Consider the following 18,239-nt stretch of genomic DNA (forward strand, 5'->3'; position numbering starts at 1 on the left):
CAACAGATCGTATCTGGGCAGCCTCGGACAAACCAAACCGCTGCGCATCCGGTCCCTGCGGGATCAGTACCTATTTGCCAAGCAACCCGCCCAGCCCGCGTTTGACCTTTTGCAAAACCGTCGCCTCTTTTCTTCGCTCTTCTGTGGCCGCCTTACCCAACGCCTCCCAGTCATCCGTATTCCCCGGAAGCCGCGCTACACGTTTAGTCTCCAGCCCCGCCTCGTCATAGCGCGTCAGCTGTCGCGGAATTTCCTCGCTCAAAAACCCAGCGAGGCTGGGCCATGTCTTTGCGATCAAATTGTGTTCTCTGTTGATCAGCTCGACTTCGCCAGTGCTGGTTAAATACAGATGGCCCTGAGAATAATACTCGCCATTCATCGCCCCGAGACCAAAGTGACCTTCGGGGATATAATCCGGTCTGGTATAGAACACGTTCTGGTATCTGATGCTTACCGGTTGACCGATACCGTCAATCTGGCGCAGGTTGCTTCCGCCAGTTGAACCGTGCAACGAAATCCCCATGATATGTCCGCCATTAAACGCACTCAGGAAACTGCGGTATTGGTGTGGCAAGTGCCGCTCGCTCTCGGATTCTGCATCCTTGAGGCCGTCTTCGGACAAGCCTGCATAGAACCTGCACAGGTATGATTGGGGCGCTATGGCTGGCGTATGGCCCGTGGCAAAAGCACCTCCATCCCCCTCCAGATACCCTAGCTTGTCCCATCTATCCCTGACAATTCCGGCAAACTCTTCGATTACCTTTGCTACATTTTCATCATTCAAAGCGTCACTCATGCCCTTTGCTTCTTGGCCGCAGCCGTCATAGCCGATACTTGACGGCAATCAGCATAAACACAAGCGCGGGCGCGTCGGGAAAAAATCACCCTGCATCCTTCCACCCCGCCGCGCGTAGTTGGTTACTGCCCGTCAGACATGATGACTTCGCACGCAGGAATTACCGCACCTGTCGGTTTTGCGGCAGCGGGCATTCAAGACAGCTTTTCAGATTGAAGGCGCATCGCCCAAATCACTGCAATCAGCCCTGCGCCCGAAGCTCCCAACATAAGAATATGAAGCACGACTCCCGCTCCTTCTGCGGGCAATATCAGACCAGTAAGCGTTGTCAGTATCGCCCCGCCCGCAACCACCAACGCGCCATTCAGCCCCGCTGCACTTCCTGCCAGATTGGGCCGAACAGACATCGCGCTTGTATTGCTGCTTGGCATCGTAAGGCCATTGCCCAGACCCACAAAAACCGTGCTGCCAAAGAAAACTACAGGGGTCATATATCCAGCCAGCATCGCAGCCAGACCAATACTCAAACCAACACAAGCGGTGAGGCGACCGGCAAGCATCATCACGGATGGCTCAAACCTCGGCGCGAAGCGTCCCGACAAGAAACTTCCGAGCATAAAGCCCGCTGTTATTGTTCCGATGTAGAACCCCAACTCTGCAGTCGTCACACCAAACTCTGACGCAGCAACAAGCGGCGCACCTGTCAGAAAGATATAAAAAGCTCCGGTAGAAAAAGTGGTACATAATGAATACGCCCAAAATAACGGCTCGCGGACAAGAGTTCCCATGCTCTGTGGCGATGCGTCTTTTTGGTCTGATCCGGCTGGCTTGGTCTCGCCCAAGTCGATCCAACACACGACCAACAACAGCAAACTGAACACGGCATAAAAGTAAAAGTTCGCACGCCACCCAAATGCGGCATCAAGCACGCCGCCAAGCATTGGACCGAGCATCGGAGCAATTGCCATCGTCATGCTGATGTACCCGATGCGACCAGCCGCTTTGCGCTCTGATGTGGTGTCCCTGACAATAGCAAGCGACAGCGCATAGCCGGAAATGATCCCGCCTTGGAGCATACGAAAAAGCAGGAACGTCCAGATGTCCTGAGCAAGAGAGCATCCAACCGAAGCAACAGAAAAAGAAGTAAGCGCAACCAACAGAACGGGGCGCCTGCCAATGCGATCAGACAACGGACCGACAACAAGTTGGACGACAGCCGTAACAGCAAGATAACCCGCAACTGCAAGGCTGACAGTTCCATACTCAGCGTCCAGATCCGCAGCGATGTTCGCAAGGGACGGCAGGAACATGTTGAGCGACAGCACCGAAAACGCTGGCAGCAGGATGAGGGTCGCAAGATGGGGCGGTGTTCTGGTCTGGGACATAGAGAATTCTCTGGTCTGGAAACAAAAAAGCCCCCGAACTCTGTCGGGGGCGCATGGTAAGAAATATGGAAACCCTTATCGGACCATGCACCTCTTGCTCACCACGACGACGACAATTGTCAGTTTCATTTTCAGTCTCCTGTTCACCCGCAGCGTAAATTTCAAAAACAGATTTGGCAATCTATGGTTTCAACGGCGCCGCACTTTGACAGTCGAACCACCGTTTGCTCTCATTGATTTAGAAACTGATCTGCCTATCAGTCTGTTGTGGTTTCGTGCGGCAAAGCGCGGCGATGTCTTGGCAAGAATAAACCCGCCGCAAACATAATCGCGGATAGCACGGCAAGACCTGCAAACTGCAGATCAAATCCCAACTCTGCCCGTTGCAAGAACGCAATCAAAGGCACAGCCGCCGACCCAACACCCAGCGACAAAACATACTCCACAGAAACCGCCCGAGAACGCACACCCGCATCAAGATACTGTCCAACCATCCACGTCGTCATTGGTATCCCTGCAAAGATCACCGTCACAACAAGCAAAGCCAGCGTGAAAGCTGCCCAACCCGTCACAAGCGTGAGGGTAAACAGCAGAAAAGATTCGGTCGCAAGCAAGCACAGAAAGACCGGACGCGCACCAATCCTGTCCAAAAGCTCTCCAACTGGCAGCTGCGCAAATGCAGCAATCGCGAATACCAGTCCGGCAGATGCACCAATCCATGCCAGATCAAGACCCTCACTGCCCAGCCGCTCATTCAGGAATTTTGGCAGCGAGAGTGTCACCATGTTAAACACCATCCCGCCAAACAGCGCGGCGATACAAATGACCAGAAATACTGTCCACTGTGTTCTGCGACTGCGGGCCTGTGTCGGCAGACCTTCATCGCCAGCCGCCAATACTTCAGTCGTGGGCCCCTCCCTGTTGCGAAGTACAAGAATGCAGCCAATCGCAACCGAGATGCCCCCCGGAAGCGCAAATGCACTCTGCCACCCAAAGTTCTGTGCCAGAACGCCAGTGGATACCGCCGCACCAGCAAGCCCCATGTTGCCGAAAACACCGTTAATGGCCAAGGCCCGACCCGTGCGTAACCCGATCTGGGTTATATGGGCCAAACCTACCGGATGATAAATGGCCGCAAAAAGTCCGAGCAAAGCAAGCCCGACCGTCATCGACACAGGCCCTGACGCCAGTGATATCCAGATGCTCGATGCCCCGCATCCGAGAAAGAACACGGCGATCAGCGTCAGCCTGTCCACCCTGTCTCCAAGCCAGCCAGCAGGTAGCGTCCCAAGGGCAAACATAGCGTAGAGCGGCGTCCCAAACAAAAGAACGTCGGCAAAACTCATGCCCCACGCAGGCGCAATGGCAAGTGCCGCAGTTGGAAAGATCAATAAGAAGAAATGATCGAAAAAATGCGCGACATTTATAAATTGCAGGGCCTCGTTGCGTGACACTTTGTATCTCCGAATGATCTGGGTCCTTGAAAGGTCGCAGTATTCTCACCTACTGTCTGTCGGTATAATGACAAATACTACGCTCAAAATGCCAACGGCCGATATGCGGGGGATTGTAGGCTTAGGCTCTGCCTATGATGCTGGCACGCATATCGCACCCCATGCACACACGGCACACCAGATCGCGCACGCAATTTCGGGTACGATGCGGGTTACGGTTCATGACTTTGTCTGGTTCGTACCAACAGGGCGCGCCTTGTGGATACCCGCGATGACACTGCACGCAATAGACTGCGTTGGACCTGTCGATATGCGGACAGCTTACCTCAGCAGAGCCTATCCCTTGCCGCATAAAAATGTGCGTGTCCTCTCGGTCTCCCCGCTCATGCGCGAAGTGCTGATCCGTCTGGCCGAAGGACATGAGCAACGCCTGAACATACTTCTGGCAGATCTTCTGGTTCACGAGATTGGCGAGGGCAAGCTGGAGTCTTTGAAAATTCCAATCCCAAGCGATCCGCGCATCGCGAAACTCGCCCTGCATTTTCAAACCGCTCCGGATGACCGGACAACACTGAAACACTGGGCCAAAAGGCTTGGATATTCCGAAAGAAGCCTGATCCGAAGTATTCGCGCGGAAACCGGAATGACATTTCGCGAACTCAGAAGGCTTTCCCGGGTCATGGTTGCCCTTGATAAACTATCCGCCGGACAATCCGTCACAGAAACCGCTTTTGACGTGGGATTTGAGACGCCAAGCGCCTTTATCCATGCTTTCCATACGCTCATCGGGGAAACACCCGGACAATTCATGGGGCGCTCACCGATGAAGCGCGGCGAAAATCCCGTGTTCTGAATGTCTAAGTCGATGCGCCCTGTGGCTCATAGCATTCTGCTTCAAATGGTTCATTTGAATGATCGGTTTTGCACCTTTGGCCACATCGCAAAGACGAGGTTGCTGCAGACCCTGGATGGTGTAGCGAAAGAAAAAACCGCAAACACGGCACGACGCCAGTCCATACAGCGGTCCTTGGCTTAAACCGCTCAGACAGCGACCCGTGGCCGCCCCGTCGCCTCCACCGTCACGTCCGCTTCTACAAATACCTCGCGCCCCTCCACACCTGCCACACGCACATCGCGCATCACATTGATCTGGATATCTTCGGCTCCCGCCGCTTCTGCCGCCGCCAATGCCGCTGCCCGCAAGACACCCTCCAGATGCTCCACTGCCGCATCTGCGTTACCAAAATCCATCGGTCCATCAGTAAGATGTACACGGAATTTCCCCTCGCTGGGCGAGGTCACAGTACCCGCCTCGCGCATCGTCACACGCCCTACAACAGCGCCAATCGCATTAGCCACACCAGCATGCTCGGGCAAGATCATCTCACATCCCAACCGCGCGCCAACCGCAGGGTAATAGGTGCCAGCAGAGGCACCAAGCCCGATCACAGGCACCGCAAGCCCCGTATCCAGCCGCACCAATCCTTTATGCCCGCCAAGACCCCGTTGCATAAGCACATGCCGCGCCAATACCGCTGGGTCCACGCCAAATTCTGTCTCTTCTTCGGAAAATGCAGTCTCTAACAGGGCCAAAGCAGTCTGCCGCTCCAACTGCGCAATGATGATCCGCGCCATATCTGCAGGGTCTGCCGCCAGCCTATCGCCTGATCCTGTCCGCCGCCGCCCGAACAGCGCCAGCGCCTTTTGCGCCGCTGTTACGTCCCACGCTACAGCCAGCCCCAAAACGTGGCTCGCGTCCGATGGCGTCACCCCTGCCATCTGGACCAGACCCCGCTCCACCAGCCGCTTCAACGCGCCTGTCTCGATCCGCGAGCGGAGGATATCACCCAGCGGATGCACACCGTCCCCGATCCGCTCCAGCAGCACCTCTTCGCGCGGGCCGATCCCCTCTTGGGTCTGCCCCGCGACAGCGCGTACAAACCGCCCGTCATGCTCACCTGGCAAGGTACTGCGCATCTGCGCATCCAAAGCGGTGTGCACCACCTCAGGCGCCTCCATCGCCACCAGCGAAACCGGCAACAGTCGCCGCGGCCCCAGATCAACACCGCCCTGCAACCCTTCGGACAGGAAATGCACCTCGCTATCACCACCCAGACCGGTGGTGCGCATCGCCACAGCCTCAACCATCGTGCGGTACGGCCCCACCCGCGCGCCCGCAGGATCAATCGCAGGCCGTCCATCCCGCAACAGCGCCACATCCGTCGTCGTGCCGCCAATGTCCGACACCAGCGCATGCTCTGCCCCCGTCAGCCACTTCGCCCCCACAATCGAGGCCGCAGGCCCGCTCAGTATCGTCTCGATAGGCCGCTCACGCGCCTGCGCGGATGAAATCAACGCGCCATCCCCCCGCACCACCATCAAAGGAGCAGAGATACCAACCTCGCGCAGCGTATCCTCTGCCCGCCCGATCAAACGGTCAATCATCCCGATCAACCGCGCATTCAACACCGCCGTCATTGCCCGCTTGGGTCCGTTCAACTTGGCCGACAGCTGATGCGATGCCGACACAGGCCGCCCCGTCAACTCCGCCACCAGCGCCATCGCCCGTAACTCATGCGCAGGATTGCGCGTGGCAAACTGCGACGCGACAGCAAAGCCACCCACTCCCGCGCCATGCGCCGACAGAAACGCGCGCAACCTGTCCTCATCCAGCGGCACTGCCTCACCGCCTGCATGGTTGTGCCCGCCCGCCAGCACCAGATGCGGATCACCCTTCAATGCATCCAGCAGGCCATGTGTCTCCAGATCACTTTCCTTGAACCCAATGTAAATCAGCGCCACGCGCCCGCCCTGCCCCTCGACCAAAGCATTGGTCGCCAACGTGGTCGAAAGCGAAGCAAGGGCAATATCCCCCGCATCCACCCCCGACTGCGCCAACACAGCACGCACAGCACCGCCCACACCAATCGCCAGATCATGCCGCGTTGTCAGCGCCTTGGCACTGGCGATTACTTCACGCTCGTCGCGCAAAAGCACCGCATCCGTGTAGGTCCCGCCCGTATCCACACCCAAAAGCAACGCCATCAGGAGCCTCCTGTTATTTCCAAGAACGTCTTAACCCACAGCACGCAGGCCCACCGCACCGTTAGCGTCATAGATGCGCCAAACGCGCCACAGCCCAGCGCGCCGCATCCGCCACCGCTGCGTCATCGTCCTCACATAAACGCTGCGCCACCGCCCGCAGACGCACATCCCCCGAATTGCCCACAGCGTAGAGAACATTGCGCACAAACCTGTTGCGGCCGATCCGCTTTATGGGCGAACCCGAAAACCGCAGCCGAAAGGCCGTATCATCCAGCACCGCCAGCTCGGCTAATGTACCGCCCGCCGTGCCGTGATAGCGGATGTCACTGGCCGCCACGGCAAACTTGTTCCAAGGACACACCGCCAGACAATCATCACAGCCATAAATCCGGTTGCCCAGTGCCGCGCGCAAATCCTCGTCAACAGGTCCCTTATGCTCAATCGTCAGATACGAAATGCACCGCCGCGCATCCAAACGGTACGGCACGGGAAACGCATTGGTGGGGCAAATGTCCTGACAGGCCGTGCAACTGCCACAACGGTCCACCTCAGCGGCATCAGGCTCTAACGCCAATGTGGTAAAAACAGAGCCTAAAAAGGCCCAATTCCCCCACTCACGGCTCACAACATTGGTATGCTTGCCCTGCCACCCAAGGCCTGCCGCCTGCGCCAATGCCTTCTCGGGCACAGGTGCCGTATCCACAAAGACCTTCACCTCACAGGTCTCTTGTGCAATCAGCCACCGCGCCAAACGCTTGAGCCGCTTCTTCACCACATCATGATAATCGCGCCCCTGCGCATAAACCGAAACCGCCCCCAACTCGGGCCGCTCCAGCACCGCCAACGGGTCATGCTCGGGCGCATAACTCTCCACCAGCATAACCACTGATCGCGCCTCGGGCCACAGCACCGATGGATTGCCGCGCCACTGCACACGCTCCTCCATCCAGCCCATCTGCCCGTGATATCCCGCCTCCAGAAACGCATCCAGCCGTGCAGGCACCTCCGGCACAGCATCAGGCCTGCACACCCGACAAGCGACGAACCCCATGCCCAAGGCCTCCTGAACCATCCGCTGCTTCAGGTCCATTTCTTTATTTTTCCCTTAAACTCAATCCCGCACCATCCACACGCGCAAACAGCAGCGGGTTTAGAAATCCAGATCATTGTAATGCTTCGGCGGTGTGAACCCCGGCACCTGATCGGCCAGTATCGACCGGAACGCTGGCCGCGACTTGATCTTCGCGTACCAGTCCTTCACCTCGGGGCAGCTGTTCCAATCAACGTCCGAAATATAATCCAGCGAAGACAAATGCGCAGCAGCAGCAAAATCCGCAAGCGTCATCACATCTCCCGCCAGCCAACGCCGATGGTCCAGCAACCACGTCATATATCCCAGATGAAACTTGATCGCCCGCGCACCCGCCTTGACGTTCTTGCTGTCGGGATAGCCCGCCTTCATCATCTTCTTGTTCACCCGCTCGTACAGCAACTTGCTGGTGACCTCGTGATGGAACTTGTCATCAAACCAGCTGACCAGCCGGCGCACTTCCAACCGTTGTGCTGCATCACTGGGCAGCAGCGACGGCTCTGGCCGCGTCTCCTCGATATACTCACAAATCGCTGCACTCTCGGACATCATGATGCCGTCCAACCGCAGCACAGGCACTTTGCCCGCAGGGTTACGGCGCATGAAGTCGGGGTCTTGCTCCCAATAACGCTCTTCAACCAGATCAACCTCCACCTTCTTTTCCGCAAGGCTCAGCCGGATTTTGCGGCAAAAGGGCGACAGAGGAACGTGGTAAAGGCGGGCCATGGGACATCCGTAAATAGGGGCTGTCCCTAAATGCCTTGTGACGCGCGATTATTCAACTCTCGAAACAATCACTCCGCCCGTCTGCGCGAATAGTAGCAGCGCCAGAGCGGATTTGCGCCGCCCGTTTCTTTAGAAAATTCGTGGGCCGCGAGGCACTGCGCGTCTTGGGCGAGGGCAACACAGCCGCCAGCGCCGAAGCCTGCCGCGCAGTCAAAGCCTCTGGTCCGACGTTGAAATAATGCCGCGCCGCAGCTTCCACCCCGAACACACCTTCATCAAACTCGGCGACGTTCAGATAGACTTCCAATATCCGCCGCTTGGGCCAGATGGCTTCAACCATCGGCGTAATCCCCGCCTCCAGTGCTTTGCGCACCCAGGTCCGTCCGTGCCACAGATAGACGTTTTTCACCGTTTGCTGGCTCAGGGTCGAGGCTCCGCGGTTCGATCCTTGGGCAATGGCCAGCTTGATCGCAGCCACATCGAATCCCCAATGCTGACAAAAATTCGCGTCCTCTGCCGCCACAACAGCACGTGCCATGACAGGGGCAATCTCACCCATCGGCACCCACTCATGGTCAATGCCGCCCAGCCTGCGCTGCTCGCCCATCATATAGGCAGTGGTGGGCGGGTTAATCACGCGTCCCAACAAGACGGCCGCCGCGACAAATAAAAACGAATAGGCAATGCTGCGCCAGACAAACCGCCGCACGCGGCGGCGCAACGTCATCGCGGGCGGCGCCGTTTTGGCAGGCTTCGCCTTGGCCTTGGCCACACGTTTGGGTTTGGTCGTCGCTTTTGCCATTGCTCAGCTATAGCCGTGCTGCTGTTTGTTGTGAACAATCCATCCCCTGCGCGCAAATATCACGCAGGCACGTGTCCTCAACATCACGCAGCAGCACCCCTACCCGAAGGCCGAACAACTGTTGAGCAGGACAAACCCGCTCAGCGCAATAAGAAAACGCGTATGAAAAATACTCATGGTCATGTCAAAATCCTCTGCTCTGTCTATAGGCACAGGATGCAGGCCAATCATGCCGAGAGTTTGCCCGTCATTGTTTCCAAAAAGGGTCATTTTGTGTCAGCGAAACAGATTGTTTCCGTCGCTGACACAATTCTTAAACGCTTACTCCGCAGGCACCGCCTGCTGCTCGTTACCCAGCGGCGCAGGAATACGGCTGAGCATTTCCTTGGGGCAGATCTGGACAAAGTTCACCTTCTCCAAATCCCAGTGCTGCAAGATATCGCGCGCTTTGCGGCTGTCTGTCTCTGCCACGTGGCGCTCGATCATGTCTTTCAGCTGATCCTCCCAATGGGCGGTCGTCACAGGGCAATGTACCAGTGTTTCATGGTTCATCATGTCCACTGCACACCCTTCGGGGTCATACAGATACGCCATGCCACCAGTCATACCCGCACCAAAGTTGGCACCGATCTCACCCAGAATGACGGCAACACCACCGGTCATGTATTCACACCCGTTGCTACCACACCCCTCGATCACCACCTTGGCACCCGAGTTGCGCACAGCAAAGCGTTCACCCGCGCGACCAGCGGCAAACAGGTAGCCATCTGTTGCACCATAGAGAACCGTATTGCCGATGATTGTGTTCTCTGACGCCACAATCGTGCTGCTCATCTGCGGACGTACAACAACCGTACCACCGGACAAACCCTTGCCGACATAGTCATTGGCATCCCCCGCCACGACCAGCTTTAGGCCCGGTGCCGCAAAGGCCCCCAGCGACTGGCCCGCACTGCCTGTCAGGTTTACCGTCAGGTGGTTGGGCTGCAGATCGTTGCGCATGCCAAAGCGTTTGACGATATGGCTGGAAATCCGCGTACCGACTGTGCGGTGCGTGTTCTGCACTGCATAGCTCAGCTGCATCTTCTCGCCATCTTCAAGGAACCGCACCGCGTCCTTGACGATCTGCGCATCAAGCGTTTCCGCCACCGCATTGCGCGCCTTGTGACGGTCATACACTGTGTCCCGCGCGTCATCGACACAGATCAACAGCGGGTTCAGGTCCAGATCATCCAAATGCGCCGAGCCACGGCTGACCTGCGTCAGCAAATCCGCCCGCCCGATCACATCATCCAAAGACCGCGCACCAATGCTCGCCAGAATCTCACGCACTTCGGTGGCGTAGAAGGTGATGAGGTTCACAACCTTATCAGCATTGCCTGTAAACTTGTCGCGCAGGGCTTCGTCCTGCGTACACACACCTACAGGACAGGTATTGCTCTGGCACTGGCGCACCATGATACAGCCCATCGCGATCAACGCGGCAGTGCCGATACCGTATTCCTCGGCCCCCAACATCGCCGCCATGACAATGTCACGGCCTGTGCGCAAACCGCCGTCCGTGCGCAGTGTCACACGGTCGCGCAGATTGTTCATCGACAGAACTTGATGCGCTTCGGTCAGGCCCATCTCCCACGGCAGACCCGCGTATTTGATGGATGTGGCAGGGCTGGCACCCGTGCCGCCATTGTGTCCCGAGATCAGGATGATATCCGCCTTGGCCTTGGCCACACCCGCTGCAATCGTGCCAACACCGCTGCTTGCCACCAGCTTTACTGTCACCTTACAGCGCGGGTTGATCTGCTTGAGATCATAGATCAGCTGGGCCAGATCCTCGATCGAATAGATGTCATGGTGCGGCGGCGGCGAGATCAGCGTCACACCGGGGGTCGAGTGGCGCAGCCGTGCAATCAGCTCCGTCACCTTCATACCAGGCAACTGGCCGCCCTCACCGGGCTTTGCACCTTGGGCGACCTTGATCTCCAGCTCTTCACACTGGTTCAGGTATTCGGCGGTTACGCCAAAACGTCCCGACGCCACCTGCTTGATCTTGGCGCTTGGGTTGTCGCCGTTCGGCTCTGGGTGGAAGTGCGCAGGGTCTTCACCGCCCTCACCACTGTCGCTCTTTGCGCCAATGCGGTTCATCGCCACGTTCAGGGTTTTATGCGCTTCAGGGCTCAACGCCCCAAGGCTCATACCAGGCGTGACAAACCGCTTGCGGATCGCGGTAATGCTTTCCACTTCTTCAATCGGGATCGCCTCGCCCAGCGGCTTGAGCGCCAGCAGATCGCGCAGATGGATTGGCGGATTGCTCTGCATCTTGGCGCTATACTGCTTCCACATTTCATAGGATGCGCGGTTGCACGCAGATTGCAGCATATGCATGGAGGTTGCTTCCCATGCGTGCGTCTCTCCCGATTTGCGCGACTTGTAAAAGCCCCCAATCGGCATCACCGTGTCATTACCTGCCCAGCCTTGGGCATGCACGCTTTCGGCTTTGCGCTGGATACCCGTGATGCCGATACCGCTGATGCGGCTTGTCATACCGGGGAAGTATTCGGCACACATGGCGCGAGACAGGCCCACCGCCTCGAAATTCAGACCACCGCGATAAGACGAGACAACCGAAATCCCCATCTTCGCCATGATCTTGAGCAACCCTTGGTCAATCGCCTCGCGGTAACGCGCGATGGCTGTTGTCAGATCCACATCCAGCAGTCCGCGCCCGATACGGTCAGCAAGGCTGTCCTCGGCCAGATACGCGTTCACCACGGTCGCACCACACCCGATCAACACGGCAAAGTAATGCGGGTCGATACACTCGGCCGCCCGCACGTTGAGCGAACAGAAGGTGCGCAGACCCTTGCGCGTCAGATGGCTGTGTACCGCCGAAGTGGCAAGAATCATCGGCATCGCAATCTTGGTGGCATCGCTGGTCTGATCCGTCAGCACAATATGCCCCGCGCCCGAACGCACTGCGTCCTCCGCCTCGGCCCTGATCCGCATCAATTCGGCGTTCAGATTTCCAGCACCTGCCTTGAACGTACAATCCAGCGTCACCAGATCGGCGTTGAAATGCTTGGTCAGCTCGTCCCACTGGGCATTGCCCACAAACGGGCTGTCCAGCACCAAAATCTCTGTCTGGCTGCTGTCCTCGTCCAGCACGTTCTTGAGGTTCCCGAAACGTGTCTTCAGGCTCATCACGCGGAACTCGCGCAAGCTATCAATCGGTGGGTTCGTCACCTGAGAGAAGTTCTGCCGGAAGAAATGGCTCAGCGGGCGGTACTTGCCCGACAATACGGCCGAGGGCGTATCATCACCCATCGACGCCAGTGTTTCCTTGCCGTCTTCTGCCATCGGGGCCAGAATCTGCTCCAGCTCCTCAATGGTATATCCCGCAGCAATCTGGCGGCGACGCAGCTCGTTCCCCTCGAACAACGGCTTTTCTGTCACGCCCGACAGCGCATCGTCCAGCTCGTTGATCTTGCCGACCCAATCACCGAACGGGCGCGCGGCCGACAGCTTGTCCTTGATCTCGGTATCACCGAACAGCTTGCCCTCTTGCATATCCACGGCCAGCAACTGCCCTGGGCCCAGCGCGCCCTTGCGCACCACACGCGCCTCGTCCAACGGCACCATGCCCGCCTCAGAGCCCGCAATCAGCATCCCGTCACTGGTCACGACATACCGCATCGGGCGCAGTCCGTTACGGTCCAGCCCCGCACAGACCCAACGACCATCAGTCATCGCCAGCGCTGCTGGGCCGTCCCAAGGCTCCATCACGGAGTTGCAGTAGGAGTACATATCGCGCCACGCCTGTGGCAGTTCCACTGCCTGCTTGGACCAGCTTTCCGGCACCAGCATCGTCTTGGCCATAGGGGCCGACCGCCCCGCCCGCACCAGAACTTCAAAAACCGAGTCCAGTGCCGCCGAATCCGACGATCCCGCAGCTACGATGGGTTTAATGTCATCTGCCATATCCCCAAATGTCGCTGATGCCATGCGAATCTCGTGGGACTTCATCCAGTTCAGGTTGCCTTTCAGCGTGTTGATCTCACCGTTATGCGCCAACATGCGGAACGGTTGCGCCAGCCACCACTGCGGGAAAGTGTTGGTGGAATACCGCTGATGATAGATCGCAAAGGCACTCTCGAACCGTTCGTCCATCAGATCGGGATAGAACTCCGCCACCTGCTCGGCCAGCATCATGCCTTTGTAGATGATCGAACGGCACGACATGCTCGTAATATACAGCGTCGGTACCTGTGCCGCGATCGCCGCCTTCTCAATGCGGCGGCGGATCACATACAGCTCCCGCTCGAATGTCTCTTCATCCACACCCTTGGCGTTGGAAATCAGGATCTGCTCAATCTCGGGGCGTGTCGCATTGGCCTTCTCGCCCAAACATTCGACCTTCACCGGCACATGGCGCCAGCCATAGATGTAATAGCCCATGCGCAAGATCTCGGTCTCGACAATGGTACGGCATGTTTCTTGGGCGCCAAAATTCGTGCGCGGCAAAAACACCTGACCTACTGCCAGCAATTCATCCGTGCGCGGGGTGTGGCCCGTCCGCTCCACCTGATCGTAGAAGAACGGCACAGGGATTTGTACGTGGATACCCGCACCATCGCCCGTCTTGCCATCCGCATCCACCGCACCACGGTGCCAAATCGCTTTCAGCGCCTTGATCCCGTTCTCGACCACCTCGCGGCTGCGCGATCCGTCGATGTTCACAACCAGCCCTACCCCGCAGGAGGAATGCTCCTCCTCGGGCGAATAGAGACCCTTCTCGGCCATGAACGCGCGCTTGGCTTCTTCACGGGCAACCCATGCGTCATCATACTTGGTCATTTGGCGTCTCCATCTTGTGGTGCAAACAATGCAATTGTCTCTTTTGTCGTCATCTTCTTGTGTTGGCCCGCCAGCGCGTAGCCCTGCGGACATTTATCCGCGAAAAACTCTACCTTCAGCATTCCGCCCCCCGCATCGGGGAACAATCCTGCCGACAGATTGCGCGTACCGTCCATCTGATACCAAAGCGTCGACCCGCAGGCGCCGCAAAACCCGCGACTTGCCCAATCCGAAGATTGATAGTCCCGTGCAGGGCCCGTCACGGCGATGCTTCCCGCGACAGTCTCCAGCGAAAAAAACGCGCCCGATGTATGTTGGCGGCACATATCGCAGTGGCATGCCCGAAGGCGTGGCTGGTCCACAGCGGCGGTCACTTGAACCGCCCCACATAAACACTGACCTTGGATTTGCTCAGACATTGTTAACTCTTCCGTTGATCTAGGTCAGCACGACTGACCGACCAGATATTCAGGGGCGCACGGTGCGGTGCATCGCCGGTGTACAGGGGGTGTACAAATCGCACCCCCCTATTCTGCCGCGATAGACGCCGCGCCGTTCAGCTGTTCAATGATGGCTTCGGCGCAGTCGCGGCCGTCCTTGATCGCCCAAACAACCAAAGACGCACCGCGCACGATGTCGCCAACGGCATAGACGCCCTCGGCCTCGGTGCGGCCTGTGATATAGTCGGCCTTTACGGTGCCCCAGCGGTTCACGGGCAGGTCGGGACAATCCCATAGCGTTGGCAAATCCTCGGCCTCAAACCCCAGCGCCATAATCACCAGATCAGCCTCCTCGACGTAATCAGAGCCTTCGATGATTTCGGGCGCTTGGCGGCCTGTCGCATCTGGCTGGCCCAGACGCATCTTTTGCGCCATCACGCCTTTGACAGGTCCGGCAGCGGCACTGCTATCTGTCGCATCTGTCGCCCGCAGATCGGTCACAAACGCCTTGGGCGCGGTCAGCCATTCAAACACCACACCTTCTTCCTCGGCATTGGCCACCTCACGCTGGCTGCCAGGCATGTTGGCGCGGTCACGGCGGTACAGACACTTGACGCTTGTCGCACCCTGACGGATCGAGGTGCGCACACAGTCCATCGCGGTATCACCGCCGCCAATCACCACAACGCGCTTGCCCTCGGCGTTCAAACTACCGTCAGAAAAGGCTGGCACATCATCACCAAAGCTTTTCTTGTTGCTCACAGTCAGGAAATCCAGCGCCTTTACGACACCGTCTGCCGTGCTGCCATGCACGGTCAAATCCCGTGATTTATAGACACCCGTTGCGATAATCACGGCGTCATGCGCATCGCGGATTTCTTGGAAAGAGATATCCTCTCCCACTGCACAGTTCAGTTTAAAGGTCACACCGCCCTGCTCCAGCTGTTCGTTGCGGCGCATGACGATGTCTTTCTCCAGCTTGAAGCCGGGGATACCATAGGTCATCAAACCACCCGCGCGGTCATAGCGATCATAGACCGTGACCTGCACACCAGCGCGGCGCAGAAAATCAGCCGCCGCAAGGCCACCTGGCCCCGCACCAATAATCCCGACGGACTCGGTCCGCTCATGGTTGGCAGTGATCGGCTTGACCCAGCCCTGCTCCCACGCAGTATCGGTGATATACTTCTCGACCGAACCAATGGTCACGGTGCCATGGCCCGACGATTCAATCACACAGTTGCCCTCACACAGACGGTCCTGCGGGCAGATGCGTCCACAAATTTCCGGGAAGGTATTCGTCGCTTGCGAGATCTCGTAGGCCTCCTGCAACCGCCCTTCTGCTGTCAGACGCAGCCAGTCGGGGATGTTGTTGTGCAAGGGGCAGTGGGTCTGGCAATATGGCACGCCACACTGGCTGCAACGGCTGGATTGCTCCTTTGCCTTGGCATCAGCGTACTCTGCGTAAATCTCGTTGAAGTCTTCTTTGCGTAAATTGGGCGGACGCTTCTCCGGCATGTCCCGTTCAACGCTGGTGAATTTCAACATAGGTTGCTTGGCCATGACTCTGATCCTCAATTTCCGTCTGAGGCACCCGAATAAACGAAGCCTAAAGGAAATAAAAGGCAGCAATGCTGACCTATATGTAGATTTCTTTCCGCCGCACTGCGGCAAACCACCGCCAATCGCACCAAATTAGGTCCGAATCGGATATAAGAGGTTAGAAGCCACTGATAAGAAACACCAAAGCGATAGACCCAACAATAATACGCCACCACCCGAACAAGGCGTACCCGTGCTTGCTTACATACCCCAGCACCCATTTCACCACCAAGACAGCCGTAATAAACGCCATCACAAAGCCAACAGCGATTTCGTTCAGCGCGGTTGTGTCCAGCACATCACGATTCTTGTACATGTCATAGGCAAAGGCCCCCGCCATTGTTGGCATCGACAAAAAGAACGAGAACTCTGCCGCCGCGCGCTTGCTGGCCCCCAGCATCAACGCCCCAACAATTGTCGCCCCCGAGCGCGACACACCCGGCACCATTGCAAGACACTGGATAAAGCCGATCTTGACGGCCATCGACAAAGGCAGCCGCATCGCGTTGTCGTATTTGGCAGGCGGCGCAACGCGGTCCACATAGACCAGCACGATGCCCCCAAAAATCAGCATCACCGCAATCAGCATCGGCGTCTCGAACAGGACAGTCTTGATAAACCCGTGCGCCAAAACGCCAATCACCGCAGCAGGCAAAAACGCCAGCAGAACGCTCCCGATAAACCACCGCGCACCCGGGTCGTGCGGGGCTGCGACAAACACTGCCGTCAGGCGCGACGCATAGAGCGTGAGGATCGCCAGAACTGCCCCCAGCTGGATCACAACCTCGAATGTCTTACCCGCAGAATCGAACCCCAGAAAATGCCCCGCCAGCAGAATATGCCCCGTAGACGATACAGGAATAAACTCTGTCAGTCCCTCCAGCAGCCCAAGAAAGGCGGCGACAATCGTTGTATTTTCCATCAGCTGGAGCGCAGGTTTTTCGCGGATTCCTTGATCGCGTCATACTGCCCCGACGGGCGGAAACGCCACAAATACTCAGGAAGTACAGCCACCATTGCAACAGGATTAATGCCCAGATCATCAAAGCCCGCCGCATCTGGAGATACGACATTATCTTTACGCAAATTCTTGACCTGATCGCGGGTAATCATGCCGTTCTTTACCAGCCCCAGCGTGACCGCCTGCAACATATCAAAAGCAAACGCCATGATCCGTGCCGCAAAGAACGGGATGTTCACAACTGCGCGGCGGCGACGGATCACCTCCAGCATCAGGTTCATCAGCTCGCGAAAGCTCATCGTGACAGGGCCACCCAGCTCATAGATGCCCTTGGCATCACCAACCACGCCCTTCACAACCGCCTGTGCAACATCGTCAACATACACAGGCTGGAACCGCGTGCTTGCTCCTACAACGGGCAGCACAGGCGACAAGCGCGTCATGCCTGCAAAGCGGTTAAAGAACTCATCCTCAGGCCCGAAAACAATCGAGGGCCGCACAATCATCGCGTCAGGCTGATGCTTTAGCACAGCCGCCTCGCCTTCGGCTTTGGTCCGCGCATAGTCACTGGCACTCTCCATGTCCGCGCCGATGGCCGAGACATGCACCATCCGTTTAATCCCCGCAGCGCGCGCCAGTCGTGCGATCCGCTCCGGTCCTTCGGACTGAACTGCGTCAAACGTATTCTTGCCCGCCTCGGCCAGGACACCCACACAGTTCACCACCGCATCCGCACCCTTCATCACCGACGCGACAGACGCATCGTCACGAATGTTGCAAAGCACAGGCTCGACCTGACCGACCACGCCGTAGGTCCGCACAAACATCGCCTCATTCGGGCGCCGTACAGCAACCCGTACACGCCAGCCTGCCTTGGCCATCCGCCGTGCAATATACCGCCCGACAAAGCCCGAACCGCCGTAGATAGTTACCAGTTTAGACATGTTGCATACCCTCACGCGTTATCAGGCAAGGGTGTACCCCCGCACATCATTTCAAACAAGGCGCAAAAAACCGCACCTGCGGCCTTGGGCAAGAAGTTTCCAAAAGCCACATAAATTATAATTGACACCTACCGCTACGC

13 protein-coding genes are annotated in these 18,239 nt (G+C 57.6%); 1 reads left to right on the plus strand and 12 read right to left on the minus strand.

The features are described from left to right. Nucleotides 1-70: 70 nt before the first annotated feature. From Q0903_RS05915 to Q0903_RS05925, 3 genes are all read right to left on the minus strand, one after another. Nucleotides 71-796, minus strand: coding sequence for an SMI1/KNR4 family protein (locus Q0903_RS05915; RefSeq protein ID WP_299026411.1), 726 nt, complete (start codon nt 794-796; stop codon nt 71-73). Nucleotides 797-990: 194 nt separating this feature from the next. After that, nucleotides 991-2,181: a multidrug effflux MFS transporter gene (locus Q0903_RS05920; protein ID WP_299413708.1), complete on the minus strand. Its 1,191-nt coding sequence runs from the start codon at nt 2,179-2,181 to the stop codon at nt 991-993. A 257-nt stretch (nt 2,182-2,438) separates the two neighbouring features. Beyond that, nucleotides 2,439-3,635, minus strand: a complete 1,197-nt coding sequence (locus tag Q0903_RS05925; RefSeq protein WP_299413710.1) for an MFS transporter — start codon at nt 3,633-3,635, stop codon at nt 2,439-2,441. A 103-nt stretch (nt 3,636-3,738) separates the two neighbouring features. Between Q0903_RS05925 and Q0903_RS05930 the strand changes: the two genes are divergently transcribed. Then, the gene (locus Q0903_RS05930; protein ID WP_366141484.1) at nt 3,739-4,488 is read left to right on the plus strand and encodes a helix-turn-helix transcriptional regulator; all 750 of its coding nucleotides are present in this window, start codon (nt 3,739-3,741) and stop codon (nt 4,486-4,488) included. Nucleotides 4,489-4,676: 188 nt separating this feature from the next. On the opposite strand, the gene Q0903_RS05935 is transcribed toward Q0903_RS05930, so the two are convergent. From Q0903_RS05935 to Q0903_RS05975, 9 genes are all read right to left on the minus strand, one after another. Further along, a complete protein-coding gene (locus Q0903_RS05935) occupies nt 4,677-6,680 on the minus strand; it encodes a hydantoinase/oxoprolinase family protein (RefSeq protein ID WP_299413715.1) in 2,004 nt (667 codons plus the stop codon). A 67-nt stretch (nt 6,681-6,747) separates the two neighbouring features. After that, nucleotides 6,748-7,770 carry a tRNA epoxyqueuosine(34) reductase QueG gene (queG, locus tag Q0903_RS05940; protein ID WP_299413718.1) on the minus strand — a complete coding sequence of 341 codons (1,023 nt, stop codon included), beginning with the start codon at nt 7,768-7,770 and terminating at the stop codon, nt 6,748-6,750. A gap of 60 nt (nt 7,771-7,830) precedes the next feature. After that, on the minus strand, nt 7,831-8,496 hold the full coding sequence (locus Q0903_RS05945) for a glutathione S-transferase family protein (RefSeq protein WP_299026432.1): 666 nt from the start codon (nt 8,494-8,496) through the stop codon (nt 7,831-7,833). Nucleotides 8,497-8,548: 52 nt separating this feature from the next. Next, nucleotides 8,549-9,298 (minus strand): monofunctional biosynthetic peptidoglycan transglycosylase, encoded by a 750-nt coding sequence (gene mtgA / locus Q0903_RS05950; protein ID WP_299413721.1) that lies wholly within the window; start codon nt 9,296-9,298, stop codon nt 8,549-8,551. 321 nt (nt 9,299-9,619) lie between these two features. Next, nucleotides 9,620-14,152, minus strand: a complete 4,533-nt coding sequence (gene gltB, locus Q0903_RS05955; protein WP_299026444.1) for a glutamate synthase large subunit — start codon at nt 14,150-14,152, stop codon at nt 9,620-9,622. Next, entirely contained in the window at nt 14,149-14,571 is a 423-nt protein-coding gene (locus tag Q0903_RS05960; protein ID WP_299026447.1) for a GFA family protein, read from the minus strand. The genes gltB and Q0903_RS05960 overlap by 4 nt, the downstream gene beginning before the upstream one ends. Before the next feature lie 108 nt (nt 14,572-14,679). Next, on the minus strand, nt 14,680-16,155 hold the full coding sequence (locus Q0903_RS05965; protein ID WP_299413725.1) for an NAD(P)-dependent oxidoreductase: 1,476 nt from the start codon (nt 16,153-16,155) through the stop codon (nt 14,680-14,682). A 157-nt stretch (nt 16,156-16,312) separates the two neighbouring features. Next, entirely contained in the window at nt 16,313-17,119 is an 807-nt protein-coding gene (locus Q0903_RS05970; RefSeq protein ID WP_299027712.1) for an undecaprenyl-diphosphate phosphatase, read from the minus strand. Then, complete coding sequence (locus Q0903_RS05975) at nt 17,116-18,099, minus strand: complex I NDUFA9 subunit family protein (RefSeq protein WP_299413727.1); 984 nt, start codon at nt 18,097-18,099, stop codon at nt 17,116-17,118. Before Q0903_RS05975 ends, Q0903_RS05970 begins: the two co-directional genes overlap by 4 nt. Nucleotides 18,100-18,239 lie beyond the last annotated feature (140 nt).

Origin of the sequence: uncultured Sulfitobacter sp. (assembly GCF_947502895.1) — a bacterium.
Classification (GTDB): domain Bacteria; phylum Pseudomonadota; class Alphaproteobacteria; order Rhodobacterales; family Rhodobacteraceae; genus Sulfitobacter.